Origin of the sequence: Streptomyces sp. NBC_00210, assembly GCF_045160975.1 — a bacterium.
In the GTDB taxonomy this organism is placed as follows: domain Bacteria; phylum Actinomycetota; class Actinomycetes; order Streptomycetales; family Streptomycetaceae; genus Streptomyces.
The window spans coordinates 505,236-520,910 of the sequence record NZ_CP108120.1 but is presented as its reverse complement, the minus strand read 5'-3'; the positions used below and the strand labels follow the sequence as shown (position 1 = coordinate 520,910).

Sequence of the window (15,675 nt, the reverse complement as noted above, 5' to 3'; positions counted from 1 at the left end):
GCGCGCTGGGCCACCTCCGGGGGCATCCGATCTTCGTGATACGACCGTACCATGTTGATGGTACGGTCGTACCATCAACATGGCCTGGCAAGAGCCCGGAGCAGAGGGACGGACGAGCGGAGACACGGCAGATGCCCAAGCGCGTGGACCACGATGAACGGCGCACCCAGATCGCCGAGGCACTCGTCCGGGTCGCCGGGCGGCGCGGGCTGCATGCCGTGGGGATGCGCGATGTGGCCGCAGAGGCAGGGGTGTCACTGCGATTGGTGCAGTACTACTTCCAGACCAAGGAGAATTTGCTGCTCTACGGGCTGCAACAGCTGGCCGGCGGATTCAGCGAGCGGGTCGCCGCCCGGGTCCGGGCCGCCGGGGACGACCCGGGGCCGCGCGCGATGATCGAGGCGCTGCTGAAGGCGTCGTTGCCGACCGACGAAGAGAGTCGCACCTTCCACCTCGTCTATACCTCGTACGCCGTTCTGGCCGTGACGGACGAGGCGCTCGCCGCCCAGCCCTTCATCAAGAACCCCGACGCCGCCGAGGACGCCGTAACCGACCTGCTCCTGCAGGCGAAGGAGGCGCACCTCACCCGGCCCTGTATGGATGCGCGACTGGAGGCGATCAGCCTGCTCGCCATGTCTGCCGGACTCGGCACCAGCATCCTGGTCGGCCGGCGCGGCCCGGAGACCGCCGCCGCGGTCCTGGACCATCACTTGGACCGGATCTTCCAGGACGGCGGGCGAAGCGACTGCGAACCTGTCGAACGGCCTCGAGGGTAGCCCGCTCCTATCCTGGTGAGGGGGATGCCGCTCGCGGAGCGCGAGAAGGGAGCCGCGGTGGCTGAGCAGATGACCCACAGCGAGCAGGCAAGGGATGCCGTCGCCCGCGAGGCGTGGGCCGATGCCTACGCCGCCTTGCGCGGCCTCGGCAACGACCGTACGACCCCGGACGACTTCGCTGCACTCGCCGACGCCGCCTGGTGGACCAGCCGCATCGAGGAGTCGATCGCAGCGCGCACCAAGGCCTACTCCGGCTATGTGGCGGCAGGCGCCGCCCGGCAGGCCGGATTCAGCGCCTGGATGCTCTTCTACGAGTATCAGCTCGCGGGACGTACGGCCGCGGCCGCCGGCTGGCTGCGCCGGGCGCGGCAGCACCTCAGCGGCGAGCCCGAGTGTGTCGAGCAGTGCTATCTCGCCTGGGTCGAGGCAGAGGAGGCACAGCAGCGTGGCGCGTTCGACGAGGCCATGAGCTGTGCCCGCCGGATGGCCGACATTGCGCGGCGCTGCAGCAGCCCGGATCTCCTCGCCATGAGCACCCAGGCGCAGGCGGGCGTACTACTTTCCCAGGGGCGGATCGTCGGCGGGCTCGAACTGCTCGACGACGCCATGTGCTCGGCCATGGCGGGCGAGCTCAGCTCGTTCTTCACCGGGTGGACCTACTGCCTCGGCCTCCAGAAGTGCATGGCCTGCGCCGACCTGGAACGAGCCGTCGAGTGGACCGACGCTGCCATGACCTGGTGCGCGTCGATGCCCGATGAGAACAACTTCCGGGGGCTGTGCCGGGTCCACCGGGTGGAGGTGCTCGAGCTGCGCGGTGAATGGTCCCGGGCCGAGACCGAGGCGGCCATGACCTGCAGGGAGCTGCTGCCCTACGAGGCCCGGATCGCCGCCGAGGCGTTCTACCTGACCGGAGACATCCAGCGACGGCGCGGCGATCTGGCGGCGGCCGAGGCGTCGTACGGCCGTGCGCACGAGCTCGGCCGTGACCCGCAGCCGGGCCTTGCGCTGCTGGGCCTGGCCCAGGGCAGGGCTGACTCCTCGGCCGTTGCCCTGCGGCTCGCGGTGGCGGCCGAGGCCGGTGGGGGTGGCGGGGGCGCAGCCGGCCGCCTCGGGCGCTGTCGGCTGCTCGCGGCTCAGGTGGAGACCTCGCTCGCCCTCGGACAGCTCGACCAGGCCCGTACGGCGGCGGACGAACTGGAGTCGACCGCTCGCGAGTGGCAGCAGCGGCGCGAGTCCGAGACCACCTTGCTGCATGCGATCGCGGCCGCCGCGGGCGGCGCGGTGGCATTCGCCGACCGTGACCTCGGGCATTCGCTGCCGCTGCTGCGCCGGGCGCTGTCACTGTGGCTGGAGCTGGGAGTTCCGTACGAGGCGGCGCGGGTCCGGATGACTCTCGCCGCCGCCGACCGTGCCGCGGGGGACGACGAAGGCGCACGGCTGGAACTCCACGCCGCGCACGCGGCCTTCGAGCGCCTCGGCGCAGTGCCCGATGCGCGGCGGGCGGCGGCTCTGCTCAGCACTGTGCACCACCGGCTCCCCGGCGAACTCACCGACCGGGAGGCCCAGGTGCTGCGCCTCGTGGCCGCAGGCCAAACCAACCGGTCCATCGCCTCCGAGCTGGTGATCAGCGAGCACACCGTCGCCCGCCACCTCAACAACATCTTCGCCAAGCTCGATGTGTCCTCGAGAGCGGCCGCCACGGCGTACGCGTACACACACGGGCTCGCGTGATCCCGGGGCCGCGCCGCGCGTGATCCCTCGTACGTGATCCCGTGCGCGATCCGGCCCATGGGCTGTTCTGCCCATGCCCGCTTCGGCGAAATGGGCGGTTCCGCCGATGAGAGTCGCCCGGCCCGGTGCCTACAACAGTGCTGTCCCCATTCCCCGAATATCCCGAGAACCCCGAGAACCCCGAGAACCCCAGGAACCACGAATCGCGGAAAGCCGGTGGCGGCCATGACCACCTACACATCAGCCCTCGACGACAGGCTGCTGGCGCGGCTGCAGGGAGCCGTACGCGGCGAGATCATCCAGCCCGGCGACGCCGACTACGACGAGGCCCGCAAGGTCTACAACGCGATGCACGACAAGCGGCCGGCGATCATCGTCCGGGCAGCCGACGTGGGCGACATCGTCGCCACCGTGGACTTCGCCCGGGAGCAGAATCTGCTGCTGGCGGTGCGCGGCGGCAGCCACAGCGTCCCGGGCTACGGCACCTGCGACGGCGGCGTCGTGCTCGACCTCGGTCGCATGCGCGGCATCCGGGTCGACCCGGAGGCGTCCACGGCTCGGGCCGAGGGCGGCTGCACCTGGGCGGATTTCAACCACGCCACGCATGCCTTCGGCCTGGCCACCACGGGAGGGGTCGTGTCCAGTACCGGTATCGGCGGGCTGACCACCGGAGGAGGCATGGGGTATCTGGCCCGGCGGTGCGGGCTGGCCTGCGACAACCTGATCTCGGTCGATCTGGTCACGGCCGACGGATCCTTCCTGACCTGCACGCAGGAGCACAACTCCGATCTGCTGTGGGCGGTGCGTGGCGGGGGCGGGAACTTCGGGGTCGTCGCGTCCTTCGAGTACCGGCTGCACCCCGTGGCCGACATTCTCGGCGGGCCGACGTTCTACCCGCTCGACGGCGACGTGATGCGGCGATACCGGCAACTGATCGCCGATTCCGACGAGAAGCTCGGCGCTCTGCTCGTCGTCGCGCTCGGCCCGCCGGTGCCGTTCCTGCCCGAGCACTGGCACGGGCGGCCGCTCTGCGGAGTGGTCACCTGCTGGAGCGGCCCCGAGGACGAGGACGACCGGATCCGTGCCCAACTCGCCGACCTCGGACCGATCCTGGGGCAGTACGTCGACCGCATGCCTTATCCGGTGGTCAACACCCTCTTCGACGAACTGCTCCCCGCTGGGCTCTTCCACTACTGGAAGGGAACCTTCAGCCATGGCCTGCCGGACGGAGCCATCGACGCGTACGTCGAATACGGCGCCACGACGCCCACCATCCAGAGCGCGACGGTGGTGTTCCCCATCGACGGGGCGTGCCACAGGGTGCGGCCCGAGGAGACGGCATTCACCTACCGGGACGCCGACTTCGCCACCGCACTCAGCCCGACCCTCCTCACCCGCGCCGACTGCGAGGCAAGCGTCGGCTGGGCGCGCGCCTTCGCCGCGGCGCTCGAGCCCCACTCGCTGGAGGGTGGCTATGTGAACTTCATGGACCACGACGACCAGGACCGCGTCCGGGCCAACTACCGGCAGAACTACGACCGCTTGAGGGCGATCAAACAGCGCTACGACCCTGGCAACCTGTTCCGCCTGAACCACAACATCGCGCCCTGACAAGCAGCCCGCCCCCGACCTGACCCGGCGCAGGGGCCGCCCTGCCGGGGTGCCTCAGGCTCGGCCTTTCTGGATTCGACGACACCGGCCCGATGATTCTTCGGCGCGGCGGGGGTCCTACCTGAGACCGCACACTTGAGAGGGTGGACCCATGGGCGAGCTGCGCGACACTCTGGAGACGCACGTCAGCAAGGGCTCGGTGCCCGGAGCAGTGGGCCTGGTGGCCCGCGGTGACCGGGTCGAGGTGGAGGCCGTGGGATCCGTGGACGTCGAGGGCACCGCCCCGATGGCCAGGGACTCGATCTTCCGCATCGCATCGATCACCAAGCCCATCGTCGCCGCGGCCGTCATGATGCTGGTCGAGGACGGCCGGATCGCGCTGGACGACCCGGTCGAGCAGTGGCTGCCGGAGCTGGCATCACCGAGCGTCGTCCGTACGCCGGCCGCGCCGGTGGACGACGTGGTCCCGGCGGTCCGGCCGATCACCGTGTTCCATCTGCTCAGCTCCCGTGCCGGGTACGGCTTTCCGTCCGACTTCTCGCTGCCCGCCGTCGCACCGCTGTTCAGCGAGCTGAAGCAGGGACCTCCGCAGCCGCAGACCGTCCCCGCGCCGGACGAGTGGATGTCGAGGCTGTCCCGCATTCCGCTGCTGCACCAGCCGGGGGACGGCTGGCTGTACAACCTCAGCTCCGACCTTCAGGGCGTGCTGATCACCAGGGTCACCGGGCGTCCGCTGCCCGAGTTCCTGGCGGAGCGGCTGTTCGAGCCGCTCGGGATGGCCGACACGGCATTCGCGGTACCGGCCGCCAAGCTCGACCGGTTCACCGGCTACTACCGGACCGATCCCGAGGGCGGCCTTGAGCTGGTCGACGCCGCCGACGGGCGGTGGAGCAGCCCGCCGGCGTTCCCGAGCGGCGCCGGCGGGCTGGTATCGACCGTCGACGACTGGCTCGCCTTCGGCCGGATGCTGCTCGCCGAAGGGACGGCCGGCGGCCGCCTGGTGCTCATGCCCGAGTCGGTGCGGAAGATGACCACCAATCAGCTGACCCCGTCCGAGCGTGAGTCCGCCGGCTTGTTCCTCGAGGGAATGGGCTGGGGTTTCGGCGGCGCGGTCGATGTCGAGGCCGCCGAACCGTGGAGCGTGCCGGGACGCTACGGATGGGTCGGCGGCACCGGCACGACAGCGCACATCACACCGTCCACCGGCGCGGTGACCATCATGCTCAGCCAGCTGGAGATGGGCGGACCTACCTTCCCCGCGCTGATGCGGGACTTCTGGCGGTACGCGGCCGGCGTCTGAGGCAGGGCGTGGTGCGGGGCCGGAGTTCCGGAACTATGACCGCCGGACGGCGGCGTGCTGACGGGCCGTTCGTACGGCGGCGGTGAGGTGGGCGATGTCGTAGGCGCCGTGGTGGCGCCGTCCGTTGATGAAGAAGGTGGGTGTCCCGGACACGCCACTGAGGTCGGCGGATTCGACGTCCTCCGCCACCCGCCCGGCGCCGATTCGCTGTCGCAGGTCGCGCTGGAAACGCTGTGCGTCCAGGCCGATCTCCGTCGCGTAGCGGACGAGGTCGGATGCCTTCAGAGGGTCCTGGCGTTCGAGGAGGAGGTCGTGCATTTGCCAGAACGCGCCCTGCGCGGCCGCGGCTTCGGCCGCTTCTGCGGCCAGTTGAGCGTGGGGGTGGACATCGGTCAACGGCAGATGCCGCCAGACGTAGCGGACGTCCCCGAAGTCGGCGAGAAGAGCGCGGACGACCGGTTCCGCCCGACCGCAGTAGGGGCATTCGAAGTCGCCGTACTCGACCATCGTCACCGGAGCGTCCGACCGCCCGCGGATGTGATCGCGTTCGGCGTCGACAGGCGCGGCCAGGTCGACGATGCCCTCCGTCGCGCCCAGCAGCGCACGAATCTGCGTGCGGCGCGGCAGCAGTCCGATCACGGCCGTGACCACCCAGGTGAGCGCGAAGGCGCAGACGACCGCGCCAAGGATGCCGATCTTCGCCTGTTCCAGCTGGTCGCCGGTGAAGGCGAGGGTCGCGATCAGCAGGGACACGGTGAATCCGACGCCTGCGATGGTGCCGCCGGCCGCCGTCGCGCCCCAGCCGACCGGCGGACGCACCCGTCCGTGGCTGAGCCGGCTCGCCAGCAACGATGTACCCAGGACCGCAATCGGCTTGCCCAGCACGAGGCCGAGCAGGATGCCGAGAGTGACCGGTGAGTTCACGGCGCTCGACAGCCGCTCGGCGCTGATAGGGATGCCCGTGTTGGCCAGCGCGAACAGCGGCACGATCACATAGCTGGTCCACGGGTGGAACATCCGCTGCAGCCGCTCGTTCGGCGAGATGGCCGATGCCAGTCCCTGCCGTACCGAGCGCTCGAGCTCCGGTGTCGGCTGTTCACGGAACAGCCGGAACAAGCTGCTCGCGCGCTCCAGGTCGCTGCGGGCCGCAGGGTACGCGTAGGTGAGCAGCCCGACGGCCAGGCCGGTGACGACGGGGTCGACGCCGGACTTCAGCAGCGCCGTCCATGTCGCGACGGCGAGCACTGCGTACACAGGGCCGGGGCGTACGCCCGAGGCCCGCAGCAGCACAATGACGCCGAAGAGGCCCAGCGCAACCACCAGGGCGGCCACGGCGATGCGGTCGCTGTAGGCGACTGCGATGACGCCGAGCGCGACGAAGTCGTCGACGACGGTGACCGTGAGGAGGAAGCCACGCAGGGCCGCCGGCAGGCGCGAGCCGAGCAGGGCAAGCATGCCCAGGGCGAATGCGGTGTCCGTGGACATCGCGGCGCCCCAGCCGTGCACCGAGGCGTGGCCGCTGTTGATGCCGAGAAAGATGGCCACCGGTACGAGCATGCCGGCGATACCGACGAGCAGCGGCAGAGTCGCGCGGCGCCGTTCCCGCAGCTCTCCCATGTCGAACTCTCGGCGTGCTTCGAGTCCGACGACAAAGAAGAACAGAGTCATCAGACCGTTGTTGACCCAGTCGCGCAGGTCGAGGGACACGCCGCGGGAACCCAGCTCGAGCGACAGGTGCGTGCCCCAGAAGGCTTCGTAGGAAGCCGGCCCGATGTTCGCCCAGGCAAGCGCCGCCAGCACCGCGGCCAGCAGGAACGTGGCACTGCCCGTCTCGGTCCGCAGGAAGGCGCGCCACGGCGTGCGCATGTCGTCGCCGCAAACGGTCTGCCCGCCCAGGCCGGGAGCCGCTGAAGGTTCGGTCACCTGGTGATTCTCTCCCGCATCCCGCGGTCGAGCCTGCTCGCGCACTGCTTGAGAGTTGGCCGGGGCGTCCCATGCTGCGACCGGACATGCTGCAACCGACCCAGGCCGAGGGAGCCCGTCCGGTGGGGCGGACGTGGAACCGAGTAAGGTGCGCTGGTCGTTTCCGGGGTGGACGCATAGGCACGGCGCAGGGGGATGGGATGGCAGGCACAGAAGTCACGCAGTGGCCCGGGTCGGACCGGGCCGTGACTGCGGCCAAGCTGATGGCCGGCTGGGTGGCGCTGCTGTGGGTGCTCGAAGCGGTCGACGCGGTAACGGGCCATGCGCTCGACGCCTACGGAATCGTGTCGCGCGAGCCGGCCGAGCTGGCCGACATCATCCCGGCGGCCTTCATCCACTTCGGCTTCGGGCACGTCGCGGGCAACAGCATCGCGCTGCTGGTCTTCGGCTTCCTCGCCGCGCTCGGCGGCATCCGCCGCTTCCTGGCCGTGTCACTGTTGATCGTCGTGGTGGACGGGCTCGGCGTCTGGCTGATATCCCCGTCCAACACGAACACGGCGGGTGCGTCGGGTCTGATCTTCGGCCTGTTCGGCTATCTGGTGATGCGCGGATTTGTGGACCGCAAGCTGCTGGACGTGGGCGTGGGCCTGCTGGTCGGTGCGATCTGGGGCAGCACGATCCTGCTCGGCATATCCCCGGGCAACACCGAGGTCAGCTGGCAGGGCCATCTCTTCGGCCTGATCGCAGGTGTGGCGGCGGCTTTCGTCTTCCGCCGCCGGGCCAGGAGGTCCAGCCCCGCCGACGTTTGAGGCGAGGGGTCCGGCTCCGGCTGGATGCTGTCCGGTGCGACAGCGCGAGCCCATGCACGAACCCCGGAACTTGAGGTTCCGGGGTTCTGGCCAACCTGCCGGACTTCCGATGGACCGGTGGGTCGAGTGAGGCTCCTGGGCCGTAACGCCTTGTCGCAGACGCCGCTTTCAGATGCCGGTGGTCTGCACCGTGACGAGGCTGGAGAGCTGCGAAACGGGCAGGGCGGGCGCGAGGGACTGGGCAGTCCCGAGGACATCGCCGACGTTCACGGAGGCGCCGTTACCGGCGGCTTCGGCACCGGCGCTGGCGATACCACCGGAAATGCCGTCCAGCTCGCTGTCGGAAATCTCGCCGGTCTCGACCGCGGGGCTGAAGTCCTGACGCATGACTTTCCCTTCCTTTCAATGTTATGGGGTTCCTGAACTGGTGTCGGACGGGTTTACGGTAGAGCAAACCCGGCCGGTTCAACGGTCGTCTGATTCCCGAATCGGGCACCAATAATTCGGGCACCAATAATTACGACTCCCGCACTCGAAGGATGCAATCACGCCGACGGGCCGCCCGGCAACTTACTGCGCGTTTCTTCTCGGTGCACACACTTCGTCACCACAACATGCTCTGAAGTGCAGTTTCTTCGCCAGTCAGTAGGTGACGAAAAAGCCTGCGCATGACCCGACAGGGCATATCTGCATTTACTGTTCCATGGAGATCCGGTGAGGTGAGATGGCATGAGATGTCTATATCTTCTGCCTATCGATGTATAGGTGAACCGAAAACGGCATTTAGTTACGAGGTGCCCTCGTTCACGTGCCATCTCTCTCCTGGAAGCGTTTTCCGCAGGCCTTGGTGAGGCGGCCCTCGACGGTCCACTGTCGTAAAGGAAGGAGTTCCGGCAGGCGGCCGGCTGCTTATGCGTTCGAGGAGGCTCTGGGATCACCAGCCGGTCGGCGGCGTCGTCCGGGCCGCTCACGTCAGGTGCCGTTCCAGGATCCCCCGCGCGGCGACGGGCAGCCCCGGCAAGGGCGCCCGTCGCTGGGTCACCCGATCAGGACTCGTGGGGCGGTCTGCTCGGACGGCCGCTCGTGGGTGCGGGGCCGCAGTAGTCCGTACAGCAGCAAGCCGGACAGGGCCGAGAAGGTCAGCGCGCCGGTGACGCCGAAAATCGTGTATTGCGCCTCGACGTCGATCCCGGACACGGTCGTGACGGTCCAGGCCAGGGCCCACAGGGCCGGCATCGCGGCAGCCCAGGCCCAACGGGGGCGGGCCGCGCTCGGCAGCGCCCACGCTTGCGCGGCGCCCATGATCAGGCCGGTGACGGCGCCCATGCCGATCAGTTCGGGGAGCGAGGTGCCGTAACCGACGAGAGCGGCGCCCAGCCCCAGACCGAGCCCCATGCCGATGGCGGTGGCGGGGATCCAGCGGCGCGGATCGAGCCGGGGGTGAGCCACCAGTGCCTGGGCGGCGCCGATGACGAGTCCTGTGACAGCGCCGCCTACCAGTGCCGCAGCCAGGCTGTCGACATGCCCGACGATTGCCCGGCCGGCCAGGCCGGCAATCGGGAAGGCAAGGAATCCGGCCGTCCAGAGTGCCCAGGCGAGGCGGGGAGAGGTGGGGCCTGAGATGTGTGCGAGCATCGCAATCACTTCATTTCTGTACTCCGTACAATTAATGTACGACGTCCAGAAAATAGCGTCAATCGATGGCACGACAAACGGAGCGCGATATGACAGCTGAGGTCAGGCGGGTCCGGGGCAGGCGACGGACCCTCGACGAGGAGCAGATCCTCGAGGCGGCCCTGAGTCTGCTCGCCTCGCGCGGAGCCGACTCTGTGTCGGTACGCGGGATCGCCGCCCGGGTGGGCGTGGCGCCCAACGCCGTCTATACGTACTTCCCAGACAAGGCCAGTGTGGTCCGCGCCCTGGCCGAGCGAATCCTCGGCGAGGTCGACCACGGCGCGTTCGACGACCGGGACCTGCCCTGGCGAGAGCGCATCCACGCGCTGGCCGCCGATCTCAGAGCACGGCTGATCGCCCGCCCCGGCGCGATCGACCTGCTTCTCGCGGGGCCCCTGGACGGCCCCAACGCCCTTGCGCTCGTTGAGACGCTGCTCGCGATCCTGGCCGATGCCGGGCTCAGCCCCGACGATGCCGCCAGGGCCTCGCACCTGCTCATCGTGCACAGCCTGGGATCCATCGCCCTGGAGGTCGCCGAGCTGGACCGCCCCGGTCCAGTGCTCCCCGAAGAGCAGCGTGTCCTGCGGCGGCAGGCTGCCTTGCGGGCCGTGCCTGCCGACCGATATCCGCGCACCGCATCGGCGGCCGACGTGATGGCGGGGTTCATCACCACCGAACAGTTCACCTGGGGCCTGGACCGGGTGCTCGACGGACTGTCCGTGCAGCGCAGTTCGGAAGCGAAGCAGCACCCGCCGGACCACCCGCTGCGCGGATGATCCGACGGGCGCTGCAGATCCCGTGGTGCTGGTGGCGGCTCAGGGGTGGGACGGCTTGCCCTTTGTGCCGATCCAGGTGTGGAACAACTTGTCGAGGTCCTTGCCGGACTGCCGCTCCGACAGGCGGATGAACTGCGCTGTGGTTCCGTGCCCGTTGCGGTGCTCGGCCGCCCATGTGCGCAGGATCCGGAAGAACGTCTTGTCGCCGACGGTCGTACGCAGCTTGTGCAGAGCCATGGCCCCGCGCGAGTAGACGGGCGCATCGAAGATGTGCGCTCCGCTCCCGGGGTTGGCGGGCGGGAAGGACCACAGCTCGCTGTTCGCCGGGCCGGCGTACAGCGAGTCGAAAGTCTTCTGTGCGCTCTTGCCGCCGTGCTGCTCTTCGTAGAGCCACTCGGCGTATGTCGCGAAGCCCTCGTTGAGCCAGATGTCCTTCCAGGTGGTGAGGGAGACCGAGTCCCCGAACCACTGGTGCGCGCTCTCGTGGACCAGGGTGCTCAGGTCCGGCGCCCGGTCGTACAGCGGCCGTGCCTGGGTCTCCAGTGCGTATCCGGCCTGCGGGGCACGGTCCACGATGGCTCCCGCGCCCTTGAAGGGGTAGGGGCCGAAGAGCTTGCTCTCCCACGCCAGGACGGACGGCAGTTTCTTGAGCACGGGCGCTGAGGCGGCCGCCTCGCGGGGATCGACGGCGTTGAAGACCTTGATGCCGCCGGGGGCGGTGTACTGCTCGACCTTGAACGTGCCCACCGTCGCCGTGGCGAGGTATGCGGCCATCGGCTCGGTCTGCCGCCAACGGAAAGTGGTGCGTCCGTGGGCTGTTTTCTGCCCCCGGAAGACACCGTTGGCGACGGCGGTGCGTCCCTCGGGGACGGTGACTGCGAAGTCGTAGGAGGCCTTGTCCTTCGGGTGGTTGTTGGCGGGGAACCACGTCATGGCGCCCTGCGGCTCCCCGGCTACGAAGGCCCCGTCGTCGGTGGGGATCCACCCGTCCAGGGAGCCGTCCGGGTCGGTGACGGGCCCGGGAGTGCCCGCGTAGGTGACGGTGGTACGGAACTCGTGGTCCTTGCGTATGGCGTTGCTCGGGGTGACCACGAGTTCCTGTCCATCGCGGCGGAAGGCTGCCTTGGCATGGTTGACCGTGACGCTCGTGACCTTCAGCCCTTTCAGGTCGAGGTCGAAGCGGGTCAGCCGCTGAGTGGCCCGGGCTGTGATGACCGCCCGTCCCTCGAGGTGACGGGTTTTCGGGTCGTATCCGAGGGTGAGGTCGTAATGGCGGACGTTGTAGCCGCCGTTGCCCGCCAGGACAAAATACGGGTCCCCAACACCGGACGAGCCCACCGTGGCGGCCGCCGCAGGCCCGGCTGCCGTGGCGAGCATCGCCACGACGGCGATGGGGAGGCCTGCCGCGACAACGGCGCCTCGCCGATGGATGGTTGGGCGCGTAGCGGGTTGCTGCGGGGATGGCGTCACAGAGGCTCCTCCGGGCTCGGTGATGATCATTCGGGCCAGCTTATGGGTCTCCTGCGCCCCAGAACTCCCTTGAACGGGTCAAGTCACGCCCATTCGCGCCACGCGAGGACGGAAAACCAGGTGTGGGGCGCAGCCCGGCTCACTACAGTCGTCTCGCGCGCCAACAACATCGACAACGCGCGCTTCGACGAGTGAGGGGAGCCAGACCGTGCGATACCGCACCGCTGTCGTCGTTCCCCGGTCACGTTACGACGTGATCCTGACGTCTATCTGAGCCCGGTGTCGGCTGCGCGGCCGCCACTGGACGCCCGCGACGAACGCCTGACCCCTGTCGGCTCGACTGGCCGAGTACGTCCCGATGCGGTACCGCTGCATCTGGGATGACGCTGCATCAGGGGATCACGCTGGATCAGGGGATCCAGCCGGTCTGGCTCCAGGCCGTTCAGTCCGGGAATCGCGCCGCCCTGTTCTCGATCCCCCTGAAAGGCCCTGGGCCGTGCGTACCAACCTGCAACGTCATCTCACCAGTCCGCTGGCCGACGTCCGAAACCTGGGCATCCTCGCCCACGTTGATGCCGGCAAGACCACCATCACCGAACGGATCCTGTACCTCACCGGCGCCACCCACAAGCGGGGTGAGGTCCATGACGGAACGACCGTCACCGACTTCGACTCACAGGAGCGCGATCGTGGGATCACCATCTTCGCCGCGGCGGTGAGCTGCGACTGGGACGGTCACCGGATCAATCTGATCGACACACCGGGCCACGTCGACTTCTCCGACGAAGTGGAGCGCTCGCTGCGGGTGCTTGACGGCGCGATAGCGGTGTTCGACGGTGTCGCGGGCGTCGAACCGCAGAGCGAGTCGGTGTGGCGACAGGCCGACCGGCACGGAGTGCCGCGGATCGCCTTCGTCAACAAGCTGGACCGTGCCGGCGCCGACCTCGACGCGGCCGTCGAGTCGATCCGAACGCGGTTGCACACGGTCCCGTTGGTGGTCCAGCTGCCAATCGGGCAGGAGGACGGGTTCACCGGGGTGGTTGATCTGCTGCGTATGCGCTCGCTGGTTTGGGGCGCCGGCCGCGACACGTTCGAACAGGGCCCGGTGCCCGACGCCCTGCGTGAAGAGGCGTACCGCCGTCGCCGACTGCTCGAGGAGGCGGTGGCGGAACTCCATCCGATCGTGTTGGAGGAGTTCTGCGCGGAGTCGACGGTCTCCGCACAGACTCTGGCCGCAGCACTGCGCGACCTGACCCGTAGTGGTGAGGGTGTCGTGGTGTTGTGCGGATCGGCCTACCGCAGCTGCGGGATCGAGCCGCTGCTGGAGGCCGTCGGGGCCTACCTCCCCTCGCCTCTGGACGTACCCGCGGTACGCGGAACCCTGGGTGGCACGGTGCAGGAGCGGGTCGCCGACCCGGCGGCGCCGTTCGCTGCACTGGTCTTCAAGGTGAATTCAACCGCTACGGGGCGGCTGACCTACCTGCGCGTGTATTCAGGAACGATCCAGAAGGGAGACGCGGTGCTCGACGTAGGCGCGGACCGCACCGAGCGGGTCGGCCGGATCCTGCGGGTGCAGGCCGATCGGCACGCGGAGGTGGACCGGGCGGTGGCCGGGGACATCGTCGCCGTGGTCGGCCTGAAGGCTGCCCGCGCCGGGGCCACCCTGTGCACACCCGCAGCGCCATTGCTCTTCGAATCGGCCACGGTGGCCGATCCGGTCGTCTCCGTGGCGGTCGAGGCCCGCAGCAGCCTCGAAACCGGTCGGCTGGCGTCGGCGTTGGCACGGCTGGTCGAGGAGGATCCTTCACTGGCGGTCCGGACCGACCCCGAGACCGGCCAGACGGTGCTGTCGGGGATGGGCGAGCTGCATCTGGAGGTCGCGGTGGAGAAGATCCGCCGCGCCCAAGGGCTGGATGTCGGCGTGGGCCGACCGCAGGTGGCCTACCGTGAGACGGTCGCCCGCGGGGTGTCCGGGCTGGTGTACCGGCATGTCAAGCAGGACGGAGGCGCCGGCCAGTTCGCCCACGTCGTCCTTGACGTGGAGGCTCTGGAGACTGCGGCCGACGCCGCCGGTGGCAACACCGGTGGCAACACAGGGGACTTCGTGTTCCGGTCGACCGTCGTTGGTGGACGGGTACCGCAGGAGTACATCCGCGCGGTGGAGGCCGGTTGCCGGGATGCTCTGGCCGAGGGCCCGCTCGGCGGTCACCCGGTGACCGGGCTGAGGGTCACACTGACCGACGGAGCCACCCACTCCAAGGACTCCTCGGAGATGGCGTTCCGGACAGCAGGCCGGCTCGCCCTTCGGGAGGCACTGCGCGCCAGCCTGATGGCGCTCCTGGAGCCGGTGGTTGAGGTCACGGCCACGGTGCCCGACGACGCGGTGGGCGGGGTTCTCGGCGACCTTGCGGCACGACGTGGCCGGGTCTCGGGCCAGGCAGCGCGGGCCGGCACAGCGGTGATCACCGCGACCGTGCCGCTGGCCGAGTTGTTCGGCTATGCGTCCCGGCTGCGCAGTCGGACCCAGGGCCGGGGAACCTTCACCACCCGGGCCACCGGCTACGCCCCTGTGCCGGCCGCCGTGTCCAACGGGATGCTGTCCCGGTAGATCCCGATGACGGCCCCGCCCACACCCGGGCGGGGCCGTCCGACCGGCGTCCGCAGGCGCGCCGATGGGCGTGACGATGCTGGTGGGACGCGCGGCAGTAGCTTTGATCCGGCATTGTCACCGCTGTGTCACAGATGATCAATGGCCGAAACCTGACGTCGGCGGGCGCTGTCTGCAGTGACGAGTGCCGGCGAGAGGCCGGTACCTGTCCACTTCTCAATCGGGGGCGTCATGAAGTACGGAAACAGCATCCGCAGAGCCGGGATGGCCATGGTCGCGGCGTCGGCGGCCACATTGCTGGTGACGGGGTGCCAGCCTGGCGGCGGCGATGCAGCGGAGGCCGGGTCGCCGACGGCGGCGGGGGGCTCTTCGGGGGCGCCGGACTCTGCTGCCTCAAAGCCGGCCGAGGGGGGCACATCGGCGGAGCCGGCGGCGAGCGCTTCTCCCTCGGCGCCGGGTTCGGGGTCCGGATCGCCGGGCGACGAGGCCCGAACCTGTCCGGGGACGGGGCTGAAGGCGAGCGCGTATCAGGCCGCTGTTCGTCCTGACGGCACGGGCACCGGTGCGGCGGTCGTCGAGTTCGCCAACACCTCTGGGCACGCGTGCACCCTGCAGGGCCACCCGACGGTGGCGGGGGCGGGCAATGGTTCCCCGCAGAAGAACGCTCCCCTGACGGTGACGCGCACGGGATCGGCGTCTGCGGTGCGGCTGGCGCCCGGTGGCAAGGCATGGGTGAAGCTGACCTTCGTCCAGGTTCAGGGCGAGGGGGACGGCTACTGCAAGTCCGGCTCCGAGCCCGTCGTCTACCCGACGCTGGTGGTTGGTCTGCCGGGGGCGGGGGCCCACCAAGTCGCCCTGGAGGACGGGCTCTTCGCCGAGTGTGACAACAAGGTGACCGTCACCGCCGTGACCGCGGCGAAGCCCTCCTGACGGAACCGCAAAGGCAAGGGCCCGTAGGACCCTTCGATTCGAGCCCGGCACCCCCAGCGGTGCCGGG

At 69.4% G+C, this 15,675-nt stretch carries 12 protein-coding genes; 8 read left to right on the top strand and 4 right to left on the bottom strand.

Annotated elements, in window-relative coordinates; translation table 11 throughout:
• Nucleotides 1-131: 131 nt before the first annotated feature.
• The 4 genes from OG729_RS02585 to OG729_RS02570 all read left to right on the top strand — a co-directional run bounded on the left by OG729_RS02585 (nucleotide 132) and on the right by OG729_RS02570 (nucleotide 5,418).
• Nucleotides 132-776: a TetR/AcrR family transcriptional regulator gene (locus OG729_RS02585; RefSeq protein WP_405803999.1), complete on the top strand. Its 645-nt coding sequence runs from the start codon at nucleotides 132-134 to the stop codon at nucleotides 774-776.
• Between the two features lie 69 nt (nucleotides 777-845).
• A complete protein-coding gene (locus OG729_RS02580; protein ID WP_405811017.1) occupies nucleotides 846-2,507 on the top strand; it encodes a response regulator transcription factor in 1,662 nt (553 codons plus the stop codon).
• Between the two features lie 225 nt (nucleotides 2,508-2,732).
• Nucleotides 2,733-4,118 carry an FAD-binding oxidoreductase gene (locus OG729_RS02575; protein WP_405803997.1) on the top strand — a complete coding sequence of 462 codons (1,386 nt, stop codon included), beginning with the start codon at nucleotides 2,733-2,735 and terminating at the stop codon, nucleotides 4,116-4,118.
• A gap of 151 nt (nucleotides 4,119-4,269) precedes the next feature.
• Complete coding sequence (locus OG729_RS02570; protein WP_405803995.1) at nucleotides 4,270-5,418, top strand: serine hydrolase domain-containing protein; 1,149 nt, start codon at nucleotides 4,270-4,272, stop codon at nucleotides 5,416-5,418.
• A 33-nt stretch (nucleotides 5,419-5,451) separates the two neighbouring features.
• Here the strand turns inward: OG729_RS02570 and nhaA are convergent, their stop codons facing one another.
• Complete coding sequence (nhaA, locus tag OG729_RS02565; protein WP_405811016.1) at nucleotides 5,452-7,284, bottom strand: Na+/H+ antiporter NhaA; 1,833 nt, start codon at nucleotides 7,282-7,284, stop codon at nucleotides 5,452-5,454.
• 257 nt (nucleotides 7,285-7,541) lie between these two features.
• Here nhaA and OG729_RS02560 point away from each other — a divergent pair, with 257 nt between their 5' ends.
• A complete protein-coding gene (locus OG729_RS02560; protein ID WP_405803994.1) occupies nucleotides 7,542-8,150 on the top strand; it encodes a rhomboid family intramembrane serine protease in 609 nt (202 codons plus the stop codon).
• Between the two features lie 168 nt (nucleotides 8,151-8,318).
• Here OG729_RS02560 and OG729_RS02555 read toward each other — a convergent pair whose 3' ends face one another.
• Both OG729_RS02555 and OG729_RS02550 read right to left on the bottom strand, forming a co-directional pair.
• Nucleotides 8,319-8,537, bottom strand: a complete 219-nt coding sequence (locus OG729_RS02555) for a hypothetical protein (protein WP_360864615.1) — start codon at nucleotides 8,535-8,537, stop codon at nucleotides 8,319-8,321.
• 651 nt (nucleotides 8,538-9,188) lie between these two features.
• Nucleotides 9,189-9,785: a hypothetical protein gene (locus OG729_RS02550; RefSeq protein ID WP_405803992.1), complete on the bottom strand. Its 597-nt coding sequence runs from the start codon at nucleotides 9,783-9,785 to the stop codon at nucleotides 9,189-9,191.
• 89 nt (nucleotides 9,786-9,874) lie between these two features.
• Here OG729_RS02550 and OG729_RS02545 point away from each other — a divergent pair, with 89 nt between their 5' ends.
• Nucleotides 9,875-10,600 (top strand): TetR/AcrR family transcriptional regulator, encoded by a 726-nt coding sequence (locus tag OG729_RS02545; RefSeq protein WP_405803991.1) that lies wholly within the window; start codon nucleotides 9,875-9,877, stop codon nucleotides 10,598-10,600.
• A gap of 39 nt (nucleotides 10,601-10,639) precedes the next feature.
• Here OG729_RS02545 and OG729_RS02540 read toward each other — a convergent pair whose 3' ends face one another.
• Nucleotides 10,640-12,100, bottom strand: coding sequence for a M1 family metallopeptidase (locus OG729_RS02540; protein ID WP_405803990.1), 1,461 nt, complete (start codon nucleotides 12,098-12,100; stop codon nucleotides 10,640-10,642).
• A gap of 466 nt (nucleotides 12,101-12,566) precedes the next feature.
• Here OG729_RS02540 and fusA point away from each other — a divergent pair, with 466 nt between their 5' ends.
• Together fusA and OG729_RS02530 are read left to right on the top strand one after the other, a co-directional pair.
• Complete coding sequence (gene fusA, locus OG729_RS02535; RefSeq protein ID WP_405803989.1) at nucleotides 12,567-14,678, top strand: elongation factor G; 2,112 nt, start codon at nucleotides 12,567-12,569, stop codon at nucleotides 14,676-14,678.
• Nucleotides 14,679-14,909: 231 nt separating this feature from the next.
• Nucleotides 14,910-15,608 (top strand): DUF4232 domain-containing protein, encoded by a 699-nt coding sequence (locus OG729_RS02530; RefSeq protein WP_405803987.1) that lies wholly within the window; start codon nucleotides 14,910-14,912, stop codon nucleotides 15,606-15,608.
• Nucleotides 15,609-15,675 lie beyond the last annotated feature (67 nt).

Coding starts and splice junctions, on each gene's coding strand:
- OG729_RS02570 (WP_405803995.1), top strand. CDS start 4,270: ATGGGCGAGCTGCGCGACACTCTGGAGACGCACGTCAGCAAGGGCTCG.
- OG729_RS02580 (WP_405811017.1), top strand. CDS start 846: ATGACCCACAGCGAGCAGGCAAGGGATGCCGTCGCCCGCGAGGCGTGG.
- OG729_RS02550 (WP_405803992.1), bottom strand. CDS start 9,785: ATGCTCGCACACATCTCAGGCCCCACCTCTCCCCGCCTCGCCTGGGCA.
- nhaA (WP_405811016.1), bottom strand. CDS start 7,284: ATGCGCACGCCGTGGCGCGCCTTCCTGCGGACCGAGACGGGCAGTGCC.
- OG729_RS02545 (WP_405803991.1), top strand. CDS start 9,875: ATGACAGCTGAGGTCAGGCGGGTCCGGGGCAGGCGACGGACCCTCGAC.
- OG729_RS02540 (WP_405803990.1), bottom strand. CDS start 12,100: ATGATCATCACCGAGCCCGGAGGAGCCTCTGTGACGCCATCCCCGCAG.
- OG729_RS02575 (WP_405803997.1), top strand. CDS start 2,733: ATGACCACCTACACATCAGCCCTCGACGACAGGCTGCTGGCGCGGCTG.
- OG729_RS02560 (WP_405803994.1), top strand. CDS start 7,542: ATGGCAGGCACAGAAGTCACGCAGTGGCCCGGGTCGGACCGGGCCGTG.
- OG729_RS02555 (WP_360864615.1), bottom strand. CDS start 8,537: ATGCGTCAGGACTTCAGCCCCGCGGTCGAGACCGGCGAGATTTCCGAC.
- OG729_RS02530 (WP_405803987.1), top strand. CDS start 14,910: ATGAAGTACGGAAACAGCATCCGCAGAGCCGGGATGGCCATGGTCGCG.
- OG729_RS02585 (WP_405803999.1), top strand. CDS start 132: ATGCCCAAGCGCGTGGACCACGATGAACGGCGCACCCAGATCGCCGAG.